This is a genomic window from Neptunomonas sp. ABH4_499 (assembly GCF_056160565.1).
In genome coordinates this window covers 150,667-167,497 of sequence record NZ_JBSWXK010000006.1, presented here as the reverse complement: position 1 = coordinate 167,497, position 16,831 = coordinate 150,667, and the positions used below count along the sequence as shown (strand labels likewise).

The window sequence follows — 16,831 nt, the reverse complement described above, 5'->3', positions numbered from 1 at the left end:
AGGCGCTGGCTCAGCCAGACTTCGCAAAGGTCTCTACGGCCCTTAGGATATCTCGGCGGCTGATCTGCCCTACCAACTTGCCCTGCTTAACCACGGGGAGTCGGCGTCGGCCTTTATCAATGAAAATTTTTGCGACATCTACAATGTCGGCGTCATAACTGACCGTCTCTACATCTTTGGCCATGTAGTCACCTACTTTACCACCACGCTCTTCTTCGTGATACGTCAAAGTCAGGATGGCCTTAAGACAATCAACTTCGGAAATAAGTCCCACCAGCTCACCTTTTGGAGTGATGACTGGTGCACCGGAGATACGGTACTCAAGTAAGGTCGAAATGGCTTCGAACAGATCCGTTTCTGGCGAAAATGTAATAAGCCCTGTCGCCATATAGTCATGTACGCTGACTGATTTTAGCATGATACCGCTCCTTCTTGTCATGAGGACCGGTGCCCACCGGCCCAGTTTTATTATCGACGATACTCTCATTGTAGAGTATCTGGGAGCCAGTGCCACTCCCATTAAGTGGCACTTGCTAAAAATCAATCAGTTAAACACAACCGTTTTGTTGCCGTGTACCAAAATACGATCTTCTAGATGCCAACGAAGGCCTCGTGAGAGTACGTTTTTCTCGACATCTCGACCGAGACGCACCATGTCTTCAGGGTGGTCGCGGTGACTGATGCGGATCACGTCTTGATCGATAATCGGCCCAGCATCGAGGTCTTCGGTCACATAGTGACACGTTGCGCCGATCAGCTTAACCCCGCGCTCATGCGCTTGATGATAAGGACGAGCACCTGCAAAGGAAGGTAAGAAGCTATGATGGATGTTAATAATCCGGCCAGGGTAATCCGAACAAAGAGTGGGCGGCAAAATCTGCATGTAGCGCGCCAGGACAATGACATCCGCATCGTGCTCTTCGATCAGGGATTTCACCTTTTCAAAGTGCGGCTCTTTGTCGTCCTTATTCACCGGTACATGGTAGTAAGGGATATCATGCCACTCGACCATGCTGCGAAGATCATCGTGGTTAGAAATCACACATGGGATAACGCAGTCCAGTTCTTTGGCGTGATAGCGGTACAGAAGATCCGCCAAACAGTGCGCATCGCGACTGGCCATCAAGACCACACGCTTTGGCTTTGAGGAATCGTTGATGTCCCAACGCATATTGAAAGACTGCGCGATCGGCGCAAAGCCCTCTTTCAACGCTTCTAATGAGAACGGCAAAGATTCGGCACGGATCTCGACACGCATAAAAAACCAACCGGTGATCGGGTCAGTGTGTTGATTCGCATCAAGAATGGATCCACCGTGGCTGGAGATAAAGTTACTGACCATTGCCACAATACCCACTCGGTCTGGGCAAGCTAATACAAGACGATAACGTCGATCCATGGGTAACGCGTTCCTAAGTCAAAATGCTACGAAAGGCCAACATCATATCAGCCAATCCCCTTGGTGGCACGTGTGTTACGGCGTCGCTGTGAGTTTCTTTTAGGTCGTTTAGCCACAACAGGCTGTTGCCTTCACGTTGTCGCTAAAAAGAGGTATTTTCGAGGTATCTCGATCACTAAAAATGAATAACGGATCACCACTATGAACGACACTCTTGCCTTACTGAAAAGCCACCGCTCTATTCGCGCCTTTAAGGACACCGCCATTGCCCCATCGGTATTGGTGGAACTGATACAAGCCGGGCAAGCTGCGGCCACATCGAGCTTTATTCAGGCATGTACGGTGATCAATGTGACAGACAGCAAGCTTCGCGAAGAGTTGATGGCCTGTGCAGGCGGCCAGCCCTACGTCAAAAGCGCCCCTACGTTTCTCGTGTTTTGTGCCGATATGAAACGCCATCAATTGGCTTGCCAAATGCATGATGCGGATATGCAGAGCGGCTTTACAGAGCAATTTATAACCGCCACAGTGGATTGCGGTTTGTTTGCCCAAAACGTAGCCGTCGCGGCGGAATCGATGGGGCTTGGCTTGGTTTATATTGGCGGCTTGCGCAATCAAATCCAACGCGCCAGCGAGGCGTTAAATCTGCCTGAGTTGGTTTACCCCGTGTTTGGTATGTGTCTTGGTTACCCGGATCAAGACCCAGAGGTCAAGCCACGCCTTCCTTTGGAGGTCATCTTTAAGGAAAATCAGTACGACGACACTCAAGATACCCAGAAACTGGCCGATTACGATCAACAGATAGAGGCGTATTACCAAAGCCGCACCGGCAACAACAAGGTGTCGGGCTGGACTGATCAAATCTCCGGCATGTTGGCGAAAGAAGCACGACCTCATATGTTAGGTTATTTGCAGGACCGCGGTTTTATTAAGCGTTAATGTAGCGGTCGTTTCATGCCGGTCACATAGGCAGGCATTAAGGTATGTTGTAAATGAATTCAGCGCTCGAGCAGATTACATCATTAACACCGCTAACCCATCGCGCCGAGCGCCACCCCCCAGGACCAACAGAGCTTAAACAGCTGCTGTCGTTTCAGCGTGACTTAATGAGCCGTATTGCGCTGGGCGATGACTTATCGGATGTTTTGGACACGCTGAGCAAACAGACCCAGGTTCTCTTGGATGGGGTCTTCCTGATCTATCGCTTTGACCCCACTTACGAGCGGCTAGAGCTGCTAGGTAAACCCAGCGTCCCCGCGCTTCTTAAAGAAGTTTTGCACCAACAAGCCCCCATGGCAGATGGTGCCGCGTGGAATCGTTGCGCGTTTAACCGCGAGCCGCAGTACGACCTCCTGAAAGGGATAACCCCCTCCAATGAAGCATCGATGTTACAACAGCTCGGATTTCAAGGTGGATGGGCCTACCCGTTACTCAATGCCGAGCAGCAGCTTCTGGGGTGCTGCGCGATTCTTCGCGAGGTCAGTGGCAGCCCTTCCCCATTTGAGGCTCAGATTCTAGAAAACGCGGCCCACATCGTTAGCATCGCTTTAGCAAAAGACCTGAACGAGCAAAGCTTGCGCTTATCGGAAGATCGATTTACCCAGCTGACCGATGCTATACCAGGCGTGGTGCTGCAGATCGAGTTGGATGATCAACAAGCCCCCTTGCTGAGTTTTGTCAGTCGACGCGCTAAGTCCCTGATGACCGAACCCGACACCCAACCGCACGCGTTGAGTGGCCTTTTGGATTCGATGCACCCAAAAGATCGCACCACATTAGAAGCATTATTGAAAACCGAGCGTCACGAGAATGTACTATGGACGCATGCATTTCGATTCATCAATGAAGATTCAGCTAGGTGGCTCTTGTTTAGTTTTACCCCTGAATGGCAATCTGATGGCAAGCTCACTAAGTTGAACGCCATCGCATTAGATGTCACGGATCAGGCACGAACCCGCATGGAGCTGGAGTTGGCAGGCGTTGCATTTGAAGCCACCAACGAGGGAATTTTAATCACCGATACCCACAATCAAATTGTGCGGGTCAATCGCGCGTATTGCGAGATGTCTGGCTACGCCCAAGATGAACTGTTGGGCCAGACACCGCAGCTGCTCAATGCAGGCCTAGTGGACCGGCGACAGCTTCAAGAGATTGAGCACGCCCTGCACCTAGAGGGCAAGTGGCAAGGCGAGGTATGGAGCCGTCGTAAAGACGGGGCTCGTTATCCACAATGGGTGCATATCACCTTAGTCCGCGACCAAGATGGGCAAATAACCCATGTGGTTAACGTCGCCGCCGACCTAAGTAACCAAAAAGAGTCCGAAGCCAGACTTAAATACTTAGCGCAAAACGACCCTTTGACCGACCTTCCTAACCGGGAGATGCTGCGCGCACGCGTGCACGATGCTATTCAAGAAGGGACTGACCGCTTCGCTATCCTAATGCTTGATTTGGATCGCTTTAAATACATTAACGAAACCTTTGGCCATGCCACAGGCGACCTGCTACTGAAGCAGATTGCACACCGCTTACAACTGGTCTTAAAACGTGGTGAACTCTTAGCCCGAATAGGCGCCGATGAGTTTATGATTCTTAAAACCCCGTGTGCCATTCAGGGAGACGCCACCCAGCGCGCTGCCGCCATCTTTAAAGCCCTAGAAGCGCCCTTTCGACTGAATGGACAGCACATTTATGTCGGTGCCTGCATCGGCATCGCGTGTTACCCAGAGCACGGGAACGACAGCAGTACCCTTTTGAAAAACACCGAAACCGCCTTGCACAAAGCCAAAGAGGAAGGTCGCAATAACTTTGCCTGTTATCGTAAAGAACACTCAACCGTGGTGGAAGAGTGGATTCGACTTGAATACGAGCTTCGAAGAGCGCTGCAACAGCAAGAATTTCGGGTCTTCTTCCAACCACAGATCGATGCCGTTACAGGCCAGCTCTCTGGTATGGAAGCCCTGCTGCGCTGGCAACACCCTGAACGCGGTCTGCTCGCGCCTAACGCGTTTTTAGATGTGCTTGAAGAGATCGGTCTGATGACCCAGGTCGGCGACTGGGTCATTGAACAAGTCTGCCAACAGCTGGTTCAGTGGCGCGGTACCGCGCTTGAACACACCCGCATTGCGGTCAATTTGGCCGCACGACAAATCCTAAACCACAACTTAGTGGGTTGGGTCGAAACCATGCAAAAGCGCTACGCTATTACGCCCGAGCAACTGGAGTTTGAGATCGTCGAAAATCTGGTCGTGAAGCACCAAGATGAGGTGACTCCTGTCTTAAATGCGCTGCGTGCGCTGGGGTTCAAACTGGCGCTGGATGATTTTGGTACAGGTTACTCATCGCTCAGTTATTTAAAAATGCTGCCCGTGCATAAAGTTAAGATCGATCAATCACTGGTGCGAGATATTCCTAACAATCAGAACGATGAGGCCATCGCCAAAGCGGTTATCTTGTTAGGCCACAGTATGGATCTATTGGTGTGCGCCGAAGGGGTAGAGTCTTCAGCACACCAACAGTTTCTTAGAAAAGAAGGGTGCGATCAGTTACAGGGATATCTGTTCAGTAAACCGATCCCCTCCTCTGATTGTTTACACTGGTTTGACGAGCACTTTCGACGGGTGAATCGCTAAGACAGCAGCTTTGCCTTAAAGCTTGCCCTTTAGCTGATCAATCCACGCGGCAATCGGCTCTTCTGGGTCTGGCGTTTCAATCGCATCAATGGTCAGCATTGGCATGATCGGTTTCGCTTGTAGATCGTACATTAACTCTTGTAGCTGATAACCGGCCCCTGCAAACTCTTCATACGAGCTATCGCCCAAAGCAATGATGCCGTACTGACGGCTCGCAAGATACGGTGCCTGATCGTGCAGCGCCTCGTAACAGGCCAGCAGATTATCCGGGATATCCCCTTGGCCGATGGTTGCCGTACAGAAAAGAAGGATGGTCTCTTCGTCCTGTGTGACATCATCAAGGGTCGGTTTTTTAATCACTTCAGTGGTATGACCGGCCTCGGTTAACAGGTCGGCTGCGTCTTCTGCAGCTTGCTCCGCGTTACCGTATGTAGACCCGACTAAAAACTTCACTAAAGCCATTATTTACTCTCCCGTTTTCGAAGCGCCCAGTCTATAGTGAAACTGATACGGTTTAAATGCCTCTATTTACTTAATAGCGATGGAAACCTGACGTTAGACAGAACACGGTCTAGACTGAAGTTAACACCCAAAAGGAGTTTTCGTATGGGAAAAGAGAGCCTTGCCAAGTTACTGAAATCTTGGGAAAACCATGCACAAACCGCTAACTTAAAAAGCCAAGTGCCTGTTCAGCTGTTCCAAACCGATCAAGTCCGCATTAAAGCCTTAGCTCATACGTACAAAATGAGCGAAGAGGATGTTTTATGCTCGCTGATCCACGAAGCGTTGAACGAGCTTGAGGCTAAAATGCCCTACATTCCGGGTGATAAAGTGATCCGGGTCGAAGATGGCGAGGAGATCTACGAAGACGTAGGCCCAATGCCAGACTACCTAGAAGCACAAAAGAAGATGCAAACTCACCTCGAAAAAGCCAGCTAACTCCAAACTCTAGGGTGGATTGAGGATGACGCACACCCACTTAAGTGTTACTTTGTAACATTTACAAGACAATCCCGATGCGCATCCCCACTCACATCGTCACAGGCTTCCTTGGCGTGGGTAAAACCACCGCCCTTAATCATCTTATCCGCCAAAAACCCGAACACGAAAAATGGGCTTTGGTGATTAATGAATTTGGCCACATCGGCGTCGACCAAACGCTGTTTGAGGCCGATGACACTCTTAGTGTCCGTGAAATCCCAGGTGGCTGCGTGTGCTGCACCATGGGTCCTGCCCTAACGATTCAGTTGGCGATGATGATTCGCCGCGTTCAGCCAGATCGAATATTGATCGAACCCACAGGTCTTGGCCACCCCACGGCCTTAATCGACCTTATTCTGGGCGAGAGTTTTAACGAATCACTCGAACTTAAAAGTGTGATCACGTTAATGGACCCTCGAGCGCTGGACGATGAGAAAACCAGCACCTTTCCAACCTTTATTGATCAATTGCAGATGGCCGATACCGTCGTATTGAACAAAACCGACGTGTGCGACAGTGCCCACATAACCATAGCCCATGAGTTCTTATCCCGCTTTTATCCGCCCAAAACACACATTTTTGAAACCCAACACGGTGCGTTAACGCTCGATCAATTAGTCGAGCCGCATCAAGTGCGGAGTGCGGTGCACCCTGACTTTCATAAAGGCAACGAGCCGCAAGCAGCTGTTTTACCGGAATCCTTGCTACGACCGCAAAGTACAGGAAATGCCATCAGCCTGCCCTCAATGAACTTTACGCCCTTAGGCCAACCCCATATCGAGTTTTATCATGACGCTGACGCCTTTGGCGTCTCGGTTCAATTCCACCCTGATGAGCTGATTGATCTTGAGCGCCTTGATAATCTACTGTCCGAGTACGCCAGCAGCCTGCGGGTTAAAGCCCTGATTCGAGGACGATCCAAATCCGTTATGTACAATCAGGTCCAAGGTCAGTGTGATCATTCTGAATCGGCTTGGCGACGAGACAGTCGAATCGAGATCATCCAATTATCACCTTTTGATCCAGAACGAGTGAGCACACAGATAATGGGATTAATTAGTTAACACTAATACGATTTTCGCGATGGCTCACATCCCCGCTAAAAGCTTGATATACTCGGCGATTAACTCGACACATGTGACCCTTACCCATTAGGTACTTTTGCCAATGATACGCTCGCCTTTTCTTAAAAAAGCGTTAGCTGCCCTGCTGTTAAGTAGTGGCCTAACGGCACCACTCTCGTTTGCTCAAACAACGAATTCTGAGTACTGGGTTTACGAGTTACAACCGGGTGAACACGTATGGAAAGTGGCTCACGAGCTGCTAACCGATTGGCGCAAATGGCAGGAGATTGTCGAGCTTAACGACATCCGGAATGACCGCCTGATGGCCGCAGGTACAACCATACGGATCCCGAAAGCCTTCATTGAAGAGCGCGATAGCACGATTGAAGTGCTGGATGCCGCAGGGCCAGTCACCCTTAAAGGGCAAAGCGGTGAAGCCCAGATTAAATCACATGAGTCGAATTTGGCCGTTAACGTTGGGGATGTCATCACTACGGGCGATAACGGCAGCGTCTTAATTCGTTTTGAAGACAACACCGAGCTGATGCTCACCCCAAACAGCACACTGCACATTGAGCGTGCCAGCGTGGTTGGCAGTCAACGTAAAGTCTTTGACGTCAATGTCACTCTGCAAAACGGTGAGGCCGAGATCAAAGCCAACCCGAACAAACGCAAAGGCACACACTTTGTGATCGAAACCCCGGCCGCTTTTGCGACGACTCGCGGCACGGTCTATCGCGTTCGTGCCGACGGTAACATTACTCAGGCTGAAGTGACCCAGGGTAAAATTGACGTTGCTAACACCCAAGGCACCACCCGTGTATCGCAGCGTTTTGGTACCGTGACCGAAAAGGACAAAGCGCCCTCTAAGCCAAAACAACTTCTGAAAGCGCCCTTGATTGAGCCGCTCAAAACCGTCCGGTATTTACCGGCACGCTTAGAATGGCCAACCCAAAAAGGGGCCGCTGCTTACCGTGCTCAAATCTCGGATAAGGCGGACTTCTCGCGTTTGGTTTACGACTACACAGGCCCTGTGCCAAAACTGAACATCCCGGTTGAGTTTTCTGACGGTGAGTACTGGCTTCGGATACGCGGTATTGACCAAGATGGGTTGCAAGGGCTGGAAACGCTGGAAGCGTTCAGTATCGATGCACGTCCATTCCCGCCAGTTGTTCAAGCACCCTTGCCAAGCAAACCCAGCTATACAGGTGATCTTACCTTCCAGTGGACACAACCACAGGACGTAACCTCGTTTGTATTCGAGCTTTCAAAAGATATCTCGTTTGAGCAGTCGGTCATCACTTTAGAAACCGATCAAACTCTGTTAATTCAGCCGATTGATGAGGCGGGGCAGTACTACTGGCGTGTTACGAGCATCAATAACGAGGGAAAAAAGGGACCGGTTGGCTTCACGAATGAGTTAGAGGTCAAACCCACTCCGCAAACTCCGGAGCTGGCAGAACCCGAAGCCACCGAGGAGTCGTTAAACTTTGCGTGGCAGAAAGACCCGACCTCTTCCCAATACCAAGTTCAGCTGGCATTGGACGCTCAGTTTGAAAAAATGGTCGAAGATGTGTACGCCACCGAAGCGTTTACCAGCGTTCCTCGACCTGAGATGGGCACTTACTACTTCCGAGTACGTGGTATTGATGCCGATCAGTACCCAGGCGGCTGGTCAGCGGTTCAGAAGCTGGAAGTCCCTTTGGAGTCATATAAACCCCTGATGATTTGGACGGTCTTTACCGCGATACTCTTCCTATAAGTTATGGACATTATTAAACACAAGGATGCGGGATTTATCTTAAGCTTAGTGCTGGTTTTCGTAACCGCACTTTCGCCCATTCCGACGCACATTGATGATCTCTTATTTGATCAACTCCCCCCCGTTGAAAGTGAAACGGGTGCCTTACCGATCCTGATCGATATCGATGACAAGAGCCTTCAAGCACTAGGTCGCTGGCCTTGGCCTCGTGATGTTCACGCTGAGATGATCAATACCTTGATTGATGCGAACGCAAAAACGCTCGGCTATAACATCGCCTTTATTGATCCTGACCTTGAGCACCCGGAAAATGACACTGCTCTAAAAGAGGCGATGGAACAACACGGTAGAATTGTGCTGCCCGTGCTGAGCGAATCCGGAAAAACCCTCTTTCCGTTTCGTTCTGAAACCCTTCCTGAAGGCAGTTTATTGGGGCATGTAGAGGTTGATGTCAGTAATGACGGGCATGTCCGAAGCGCCTTTCTAAAAGGGGGGATCGACAGCCCAAGATGGCCCGCCTATGGACTGGCGATGTATCAATTGCACACAGGCGATTTTGGTTACGAGCCCGGCACTCGGGCGCCGGTTCGCGAGCTTGGTATCAATCAAAAATGGAGCCGCGACCAAGAGGTCATGATGCCTCCCTCCTCCGTCAGTGGGCAGTTTAAGCACTACAGCTTTATTGATGTTTTGGATAAGAAGATCGATTTTTCCCCGTTGTCAGGGGCACCAGTCTTCGTAGGGATTCAAGCGGCAGGGCTTGAACCACGCTTTTTACTGCCCAGTAACGAGCGGCCCTACATGGTGTCAGGCACAACACTGCATGCCACTTTGTTTTACGCGCTGAGCCACAAAACACTGCTGACGCCGATTTTACCGATTTGGGGCACCTGTTATGCGATATTGTTAACCGCATTACTCTACGCAAGCCTCATTTGGCTGCAACACAATAAAGCGCTGCGCTTTTTGTTTGGCTGCGTCACGTTAGCCGGTCTTACCCTGCCCTTTTTCGCATTAACACAAGGTTATTGGCTAAGTCTGGGCGCGGCCATTGTTGGCATTATCGCCGTACTGGCTTTGTATTTAGGGGCGCTGATTTCTCGATTTTCGGCCCGACATCGCTCCGATTCAGTGACGGCGCTGGCTAATAAGCGGATGTGGGAAGAGACGCTGATTTTAGAGTGGGAACAAGCGGTTCGTAAGAAAACGCCTTTAAGCCTGATCATGATCGAGATGGATCATTTTAAGCGCTTTTACGATACGTTCGGTCCAGAGCGAGCCAACTGGGTTCAAGCCCGTGTCGCTCAAATTTTATTGCACCACCAACGCCGCACACGGGATCTGTGTGCAAGAACGGGGAATGCTCAGTTTGGGGTACTTTTGCCCGTTACAACCAACTCGGTAGCCGCGTCATTGGCTGAGAAAATCCGCGCCGATATTCAAGCGCTTCACATTGAGCATGTAAAATCCAGCCAAGTAGTGACCGTATCGGCCGCTGTCATGACATGGCATCAAACGGAGCAAAGCGATCAATTACTGACGCTGAGCGAATGGTTAAAAATGGGCTTTAATCGCTTGGATCAGAAACCCGCCGATCAGATCAACCAGGTCATCAACTTGGATGAAAGCCAAGAAGCAAATCCTGCACCTACAAGAACCAGCTCCTTGTAGAACCTAAACCTCGAGCCCATCTCAATCACCGGGTTTCCTTAGCTAATATTGCTTTAACGTGAGCACAAAAAAAGCGGCATACGCCGCTTTTTCTTTGTACCACTCGCTTAGCCGATCTGCTTAGCGATGATGTCCTTCCATTTGGCAGGGCCTGTGGTGTGAACCGATTCACCTTTCACGTCTACGGCAACCGTGACTGGCATATCCTTCACTTCAAACTCGTAGATCGCTTCCATACCCATTTCTGGGAAGGCCACGACCTCTGCACCAGTGATGGCTTTAGAGACTAAGTAAGCGGCACCGCCAACGGCCATTAAGTAAACCGCTTCATGATCGCGGATCGCTTCAATAGCAACAGGGCCACGCTCAGACTTACCGATCATACCCAGAAGACCTGTGCTCTCTAGGATTTGACGCGTGAACTTATCCATACGGGTCGAGGTAGTTGGGCCCGCAGGACCAACGACTTCTTCACGGACCGGATCAACCGGGCCTACGTAGTAAATGAAGCGGCCTTTAAGATCCACCGGAAGCTCTTCACCGTTGTTGAGCATTTCGATCATGCGCTTGTGCGCAGCGTCACGACCGGTCAGCATTTTACCGTTCAGAAGAACGGTCTCGCCAACTTTCCACTCTTTAACATCTTCAGGTTTAAGCGTATCCAGATCCACACGGCGAGTATTAGCACCGACTTCAAAGGTGACCTCCGGCCAGTCATCCAAGCTTGGTGGCGTCAACACAGCAGGGCCGTTACCGTTTAGCTTAAAGTGCGCGTGGCGTGTAGCGGCGCAGTTCGGGATCATACACACAGGCAGAGAAGCCGCGTGTGTTGGGTAATCTTTGATTTTAACATCCAGTACTGTGGTCAAACCGCCCAGACCTTGTGCACCGATACCCAGCGCGTTTACCGCATCCATGATCTCAAGACGCAGCTCTTCAACTCGGTTTTGCGGGCCGCGCTCGCGCAGCTCGTGAATATCGATTGGGTCCATCAAGGACTCTTTAGCCAGTACAGCGGCTTTTTCGGCCGTACCACCGATACCTAAGCCCAGCATACCCGGTGGACACCAGCCCGCCCCCATGGTCGGTACGGTTTTCACAACCCAATCAACAATGCTGTCGGATGGGTTCAGCATCACCATTTTGGATTTGTTTTCAGAACCGCCGCCTTTCGCTGCAACGTGCACTTCAACCTCATCACCATCAACGATTTCGTAGTGAATGACCGCAGGTGTGTTGTCCTTCGTGTTTTGGCGCTTACCGGCTGGGTCTGCCAAGATAGAGGCACGCAGTACGTTGTCTGGGTGGTTGTAAGCGCGACGCACACCTTCGTTGACCATATCGGTCACGTTCATTTTGGCATCCCACTGAACATTCATACCCACTTTCAGGAAGACGGTAACGATACCGGTATCCTGACAGATTGGACGATGACCTTCTGCCGACATGCGAGAGTTGATCAGGATCTGCGCCATGGCGTCTTTCGCCGCAGGGTTTTGCTCTTTTTGATAGGCTTCGTGAACGCCTTGAACAAAGTCGATTGGGTGGTAATAAGAGATGAACTGCAGTGCATCAGCGATGCTGCTGATGAAGTCATCTTGGCGAATAACGCTCATGAGAGGCTCTCCACTCGTTTCTGGTGATTGTCAGCGGTCTTACGACCGGGTCCGTGTCATGTAGGCTCAAGGCCTTGTGTTATCGTGTAATGGGGCAAGATTATACACCAATAATTATGGCCTTTGGGGTTCGGCATTAGTCGAAGCGTGCAAAACAGATAACTTTTACCCTTTTGTGAATTTCAAACGGGAATACGGCGCTTTTTGGTTGCCAAATGGTTCCGTTCGGCAAATAATTTAGCCTTTCAGTTGGCACTCATGCATTAACGCGCAGGATGGAGTCCGTTAGCACCCGCCGATCGATCACGTACAGGACGTACTCATGGCTACCCATGCACGCAAAAACGACTTTCGCCAAGAAGAGACTGTGTCACAACACACCCAGATAAACATGCCGGCTCCGATGCCAGATACAGGTCCGGTTTTGACCTTCTTTACCGGCGGCTCTGCAATGAAGCAGACCAGTCGTGCTCTAAAACAGTGGACGCATCGCTCTCAGCATATTATGTCGCCGTTTGATTCTGGCGGCAGCTCGGCACAGTTGCGAAAGGCGTTTAACATGCCTGCCATTGGGGATCTTCGCAGCCGTTTATTGGCCTTAACGGATGAAACCTACGACGGCCAATCCGCAGCCTATCAACTTCTGAATTACCGATTGCCCCAAAAGGCGCAACAGACCAGCCTTCAACAAGAGCTGGATGCGATGATTATGGCAGCGCACCCGCTGGTCAGAGCACTGCCAGCGCATTGGCAACCCCCAATCTGCCATGACCTGCATGTCTTTAACACCCGAAAGCCAAGTGACTTTGACCTTCAAGGCGCAAGTATTGGTAACTTGGTGCTGGCTGGCAGCTATTTAGAACACCAAGGCTCCATTGGGGATGTGCTTACGCACGTGAAATCCATGGTGCACTTGCTGGGTGATGTGGAGCTTGCCAGCTACGAAGTGATGGATTTGGTCGCACGTCTTGATGATGGCACGCAGGTGGTTGGCCAGCACCGTATGACCGGGAAAGAGCACGCCCCGTTAAGCCACAAAATCGAGCAGATCTATCTTGCGAAACAAGGTCATGCTGCTAGCTGCCAAGCTTCTGCCGAAGCACTGGAGGCCATACGCACCAGCGAATTGATCTGCTATGCGCCGGGCAGTTTTTACAGCAGTCTTATCGCAAGCTTGCTGCCAGAGGGCATCTGCGATCAAATCGCGGTCACTCAATGCCCAAAAGTGTTCGTACCCTCCACCGGATATGACCCAGAAGCCCCGAATCTATCCCTGTATGATCGCACCCTTATTTTGATGCGCTACCTTTCTAGCGCGCCAACCAGTGATGCCTTAAATTGCGTTTTGTTCGATCCAAGGCACAGCCCGCTGGCACCTAAAGAGTCAGAGCACCTCCAACAATTGGGTGTGTGCTTAGTCGCGAAGGAACTCACGATAGGTGGTCATACGACCTATCACCCAGAGCGCTTGGCCAACGCCTTAATCCAGCTGATATAATCCCAAAATACAAAAAAACAAAGAAACAAAGAAACAAAGAAACAAAAAAGCACGCCATTAAGCGTGCTTTTTAGTCACAGTATCCTTTGGGTTAACGCGTTGGTGCGTTTGGCAAATCACGCATTAACAGAGCGTATTCAAGGTCGGCATCCAAGTTAATCGGGATCTGCATCACGTGCCCGGAACCGGGTGCCACATCCACACTGTGCCCTTTTTTGTTGATCAACTCAGACAGCTTAAATTTGTGGTTGCCTTGTGGCGTCATCAGCTCCAGCCTGTCACCGACTTTGAAATGGTTTTTAACATCCACTTCCATCATGCCAGTTTGCGCATTACGCCCCATAATCTCGCCTACAAACTGCTGGTGAACACCCACCGAGTTACCGTTTTCATAGTTCTGATATTCATCATGAACATGGCGGCGGTAGAAGCCTTCGGTGTAGCCACGACTGGCTAGGTTTTCCAGCTCGTCCATCAAGGCCATATCAAAAGGACGTCCAGCAACCGCATCATCAATCGCTTTTCGGTACGCTTGTGCAGTACGCGCTACATAGTAGTGGGATTTGGTGCGCCCTTCGATTTTTAAAGAGTCCACCCCCATCTCGGCCAGCTTATGAACGTGCTGGATGGCACGCAAGTCTTTCGAGTTCATGATGTAGGTGCCGTGCTCATCTTCAAACGCTGGCATGTACTCACCTGGACGGGTTTCTTCTTGCAGCAGGAAGATCTTTTCAGACGGCTCGCCCACACCCAAGTCAGGGCTTACAGGCTCGTTCGGATCAAACGCCTGAACTGGGACGATATCGCCCGACTCATTTTGTTTGGCTTCGTGCGCATCGTATTTCCAACGGCAGGTATTGGTGCAAGTGCCTTGGTTCGGATCACGCTTGTTGATGTAACCCGAAAGTAAGCAACGGCCAGAGTACGCGATGCACAACGCGCCATGAACAAAGACTTCAATCTCCATCTCCGGACAGCGCTCACGAATCTCCGCAACCTCTTCCAGGGAGAGCTCACGCGATAAGATAACACGCTCGATGCCCGCTTGATGCCAGAATTTAACCGCCGCCCAGTTCATTGTATTGGCCTGCACGGACAGATGAATTGGTACATCCGGGAAGTGCTCTTTGACCAGCATGATCAAACCAGGGTCAGACATGATCAGCGCATCGGGGCCCATCTCGATCACTGGCGCAAGGTCTTTAATGTAAGTCGTAAGCTTACTGTTGTGCGGCAAGATGTTACTGGCTAAGAAAAACTTTTTACCCAGTTTATGGGCGATGTCGATCCCTTCCCCAAGGTTATCCATATTAAAGTCGTTATTACGTACTCGCAGGCTGTAACGCGGCTGTCCGGCGTATACCGCATCGGCACCGTACGCAAACGCATACTTCATATTTTTCAGCGTACCCGCTGGGGATAGCAGCTCTGGATTCTTCATGGATGTAAAACTCAAGAGGTTAAACGTTAGGAAAGATCTCGAAGATCAACTTCGAAAAGGGGCGTGTACACCGAGCCATGCTCGCCTTGCTTACTTTGAAACAGCACCACCGAATCGGCCAAGCTGGTTAAGTTTAGCTCAGGCCATTGTTCAGGGACTTGAAATTGATTCTCGCGCGGTAATCGCCCAAGGGTCACGTGGGGTTTAAAGTCAGCAGGGTCGCTTTCGATGCCGGCTTTTTCGACCACCTCGGCCACTTTTTTCTGGAAATCCAACAAAGCGGGGTTTTCTGGGGTCAAAGCGGCAATCAAAGAGTAGCGCGTGTTGATCGGGTAGTACTCGATTCGGTCAAGGCAGACCTGAAACGACGTTTCCTCAGTTAGGTACTCTTTGGCCAAAGACTCAAGCTGATCAACAACGTCTAATGGGGTTTCGCCAATGAAGCACAAGGTCAGATGATAGTTGTCAGAATCGACCCAATCCACTTCCAGATTGCGATCAAACTCACACATGCCATCCGCTTGGCTGGACAGTTGCCTTACGACAGGCTCTGCCAGACGTAACGCGAAAAATGTTCGAATCCTCATTAGGGGTGTAGCTTACCTTTTTACGAAAACCTCGTATTCTGCCGATTGAGTCGACAACCCGCAATCCTTTTGCGCCGATCAGTTCAATTTAAGCGACAATGCATTGAGCTGATCCCGTATAGTGAGCAATTCGGAGTTCACTTGACGACGCGTTCCATCGATCGCATTGATCGCTTGCTCATGTACCCGAACCTGTTTGCCTAGCGCACTGGCTTGCTGTGAAGATCGCCCTGCAACACTTTCGGCCTGACGGGCCAGCTCATTCACCTTACTGATCGATGCCTCCAAGGATGCAAAGCGACGCTCCCAATCCCCTTTGGACTGCTCCGACGAAAAAGCCGTGCTCTCTTTAAGCTCCAATAGCTGTGATTGAAGCGTTCGAGTCGAGTCTTCCAGCGTGGTCATTTGAGCTTTTAACTGATCCAGAACCGCTTGGTTCGTAGCCACCTGCTCTTGAGCAACCTCAAGTGTGGCCGCGGATGAGCGCTCCAAATCGTTTAAGCGTCCGGTTAACCCTTCAAAGCTTGTGAGCGTTGACTGCATTAGAGTCACTTGCGCCTTAAGCGGAGTGATCAAAGCTTGCTGCGTATTGGACGCCTCACCAAGACTGGTCAAGGTTTTCGCGTGTTCACTCAGCTGACCTTCTACACCTTGCTGCGCTTGTTGTTGTGCGTTCAGTGATTCATTCAAACGCGCTACGTCTTTACTTAGGGTGTTTTGCTGATCCAACCCTTGATCTAGGGCCTGATCCAGATCGCTGACGTGCGAGGATAAGCTGGTAATCTGCTCTTGGAGGGTTTTACCCGAGGCGGCGGAATTGTTCTGAGCTTCGGCTAAACGAGCCTCAAGCGCCTCTAGCTGCGCCCCTGATTCAGTCAGCAGCTTTCGCTGATCCATCAAGGTGGACTGAAGATCAAACGCCAAATACCCCAACACCGCACAGCCTGTGGTCAACAAAGCTAAAATGAGCGTGGTTACCCAGCTATCGCCCCCGCGATACACCACCTCGACCGAGCGGTTAGCGCTTGTTTGTGTGTCGGCCTCGGCTTGCTCGGCTGGGCCAAAATCCGGTACATCAATATCGTTTTCGTCGGATCGATCTGTATGTATTGCCTTTTGATTCATTCTACCTGCCCCGAATCACGCTTACGCTCACGTTATCAGGTTTCGTGTGTGCGCT

The 16,831-nt window shown here is 50.8% G+C and carries 14 protein-coding genes; 7 read left to right on the top strand and 7 right to left on the bottom strand.

The features are described from left to right. Positions 1 to 10: 10 nt before the first annotated feature. Both ACXAF9_RS08300 and purU read right to left on the bottom strand, forming a co-directional pair. Positions 11 to 418 (bottom strand): CBS domain-containing protein, encoded by a 408-nt coding sequence (locus tag ACXAF9_RS08300; protein ID WP_475072778.1) that lies wholly within the window; start codon positions 416 to 418, stop codon positions 11 to 13. Positions 419 to 544: 126 nt separating this feature from the next. Then, positions 545 to 1,399, bottom strand: a complete 855-nt coding sequence (gene purU / locus ACXAF9_RS08295; protein ID WP_475072776.1) for a formyltetrahydrofolate deformylase — start codon at positions 1,397 to 1,399, stop codon at positions 545 to 547. A 201-nt stretch (positions 1,400 to 1,600) separates the two neighbouring features. Here purU and nfsA point away from each other — a divergent pair, with 201 nt between their 5' ends. Both nfsA and ACXAF9_RS08285 read left to right on the top strand, forming a co-directional pair. Then, complete coding sequence (gene nfsA / locus ACXAF9_RS08290; protein WP_475072774.1) at positions 1,601 to 2,338, top strand: oxygen-insensitive NADPH nitroreductase; 738 nt, start codon at positions 1,601 to 1,603, stop codon at positions 2,336 to 2,338. 53 nt (positions 2,339 to 2,391) lie between these two features. Beyond that, entirely contained in the window at positions 2,392 to 5,031 is a 2,640-nt protein-coding gene (locus ACXAF9_RS08285; RefSeq protein WP_475072772.1) for a putative bifunctional diguanylate cyclase/phosphodiesterase, read from the top strand. 15 nt (positions 5,032 to 5,046) lie between these two features. On the opposite strand, the gene ACXAF9_RS08280 is transcribed toward ACXAF9_RS08285, so the two are convergent. After that, complete coding sequence (locus ACXAF9_RS08280; RefSeq protein WP_475072770.1) at positions 5,047 to 5,493, bottom strand: flavodoxin domain-containing protein; 447 nt, start codon at positions 5,491 to 5,493, stop codon at positions 5,047 to 5,049. Positions 5,494 to 5,637: 144 nt separating this feature from the next. Between ACXAF9_RS08280 and ACXAF9_RS08275 the strand changes: the two genes are divergently transcribed. The 4 genes from ACXAF9_RS08275 (at position 5,638) to ACXAF9_RS08260 (ending at position 10,509) form a co-directional block, all read left to right on the top strand. After that, a complete protein-coding gene (locus ACXAF9_RS08275; protein WP_475072768.1) occupies positions 5,638 to 5,970 on the top strand; it encodes a hypothetical protein in 333 nt (110 codons plus the stop codon). Between the two features lie 77 nt (positions 5,971 to 6,047). Continuing rightward, on the top strand, positions 6,048 to 7,076 hold the full coding sequence (locus tag ACXAF9_RS08270; protein WP_475072766.1) for a CobW family GTP-binding protein: 1,029 nt from the start codon (positions 6,048 to 6,050) through the stop codon (positions 7,074 to 7,076). A gap of 103 nt (positions 7,077 to 7,179) precedes the next feature. Then, positions 7,180 to 8,838 carry a FecR family protein gene (locus ACXAF9_RS08265; RefSeq protein ID WP_475072764.1) on the top strand — a complete coding sequence of 553 codons (1,659 nt, stop codon included), beginning with the start codon at positions 7,180 to 7,182 and terminating at the stop codon, positions 8,836 to 8,838. 3 nt (positions 8,839 to 8,841) lie between these two features. Beyond that, positions 8,842 to 10,509, top strand: coding sequence for a CHASE2 domain-containing protein (locus ACXAF9_RS08260; RefSeq protein WP_475072762.1), 1,668 nt, complete (start codon positions 8,842 to 8,844; stop codon positions 10,507 to 10,509). Positions 10,510 to 10,616: 107 nt separating this feature from the next. Here ACXAF9_RS08260 and ACXAF9_RS08255 read toward each other — a convergent pair whose 3' ends face one another. Beyond that, positions 10,617 to 12,125 carry a fumarate hydratase gene (locus ACXAF9_RS08255; RefSeq protein ID WP_475072759.1) on the bottom strand — a complete coding sequence of 503 codons (1,509 nt, stop codon included), beginning with the start codon at positions 12,123 to 12,125 and terminating at the stop codon, positions 10,617 to 10,619. A gap of 322 nt (positions 12,126 to 12,447) precedes the next feature. Between ACXAF9_RS08255 and ACXAF9_RS08250 the strand changes: the two genes are divergently transcribed. Beyond that, positions 12,448 to 13,623, top strand: a complete 1,176-nt coding sequence (locus ACXAF9_RS08250) for a GAK system CofD-like protein (protein ID WP_475072757.1) — start codon at positions 12,448 to 12,450, stop codon at positions 13,621 to 13,623. Between the two features lie 91 nt (positions 13,624 to 13,714). Here the strand turns inward: ACXAF9_RS08250 and trhP are convergent, their stop codons facing one another. From trhP to ACXAF9_RS08235, 3 genes are all read right to left on the bottom strand, one after another. Further along, positions 13,715 to 15,064, bottom strand: a complete 1,350-nt coding sequence (gene trhP, locus ACXAF9_RS08245; RefSeq protein ID WP_475072934.1) for a prephenate-dependent tRNA uridine(34) hydroxylase TrhP — start codon at positions 15,062 to 15,064, stop codon at positions 13,715 to 13,717. Between the two features lie 26 nt (positions 15,065 to 15,090). Continuing rightward, positions 15,091 to 15,651 (bottom strand): RNA 2',3'-cyclic phosphodiesterase, encoded by a 561-nt coding sequence (gene thpR, locus ACXAF9_RS08240; protein ID WP_475072755.1) that lies wholly within the window; start codon positions 15,649 to 15,651, stop codon positions 15,091 to 15,093. Between the two features lie 78 nt (positions 15,652 to 15,729). Then, the gene (locus tag ACXAF9_RS08235; protein ID WP_475072753.1) at positions 15,730 to 16,776 is read right to left on the bottom strand and encodes a hypothetical protein; all 1,047 of its coding nucleotides are present in this window, start codon (positions 16,774 to 16,776) and stop codon (positions 15,730 to 15,732) included. Positions 16,777 to 16,831: the final 55 nt, after the last annotated feature.

Coding starts and splice junctions, on each gene's coding strand:
- ACXAF9_RS08300 (WP_475072778.1), bottom strand. CDS start 418: ATGCTAAAATCAGTCAGCGTACATGACTATATGGCGACAGGGCTTATT.
- ACXAF9_RS08280 (WP_475072770.1), bottom strand. CDS start 5,493: ATGGCTTTAGTGAAGTTTTTAGTCGGGTCTACATACGGTAACGCGGAG.
- ACXAF9_RS08275 (WP_475072768.1), top strand. CDS start 5,638: ATGGGAAAAGAGAGCCTTGCCAAGTTACTGAAATCTTGGGAAAACCAT.
- trhP (WP_475072934.1), bottom strand. CDS start 15,064: ATGAAGAATCCAGAGCTGCTATCCCCAGCGGGTACGCTGAAAAATATG.
- ACXAF9_RS08260 (WP_475072762.1), top strand. CDS start 8,842: ATGGACATTATTAAACACAAGGATGCGGGATTTATCTTAAGCTTAGTG.
- ACXAF9_RS08255 (WP_475072759.1), bottom strand. CDS start 12,125: ATGAGCGTTATTCGCCAAGATGACTTCATCAGCAGCATCGCTGATGCA.
- purU (WP_475072776.1), bottom strand. CDS start 1,399: ATGGATCGACGTTATCGTCTTGTATTAGCTTGCCCAGACCGAGTGGGT.
- ACXAF9_RS08235 (WP_475072753.1), bottom strand. CDS start 16,776: ATGAATCAAAAGGCAATACATACAGATCGATCCGACGAAAACGATATT.
- nfsA (WP_475072774.1), top strand. CDS start 1,601: ATGAACGACACTCTTGCCTTACTGAAAAGCCACCGCTCTATTCGCGCC.
- ACXAF9_RS08285 (WP_475072772.1), top strand. CDS start 2,392: ATGAATTCAGCGCTCGAGCAGATTACATCATTAACACCGCTAACCCAT.
- thpR (WP_475072755.1), bottom strand. CDS start 15,651: ATGAGGATTCGAACATTTTTCGCGTTACGTCTGGCAGAGCCTGTCGTA.
- ACXAF9_RS08265 (WP_475072764.1), top strand. CDS start 7,180: ATGATACGCTCGCCTTTTCTTAAAAAAGCGTTAGCTGCCCTGCTGTTA.
- ACXAF9_RS08270 (WP_475072766.1), top strand. CDS start 6,048: ATGCGCATCCCCACTCACATCGTCACAGGCTTCCTTGGCGTGGGTAAA.
- ACXAF9_RS08250 (WP_475072757.1), top strand. CDS start 12,448: ATGGCTACCCATGCACGCAAAAACGACTTTCGCCAAGAAGAGACTGTG.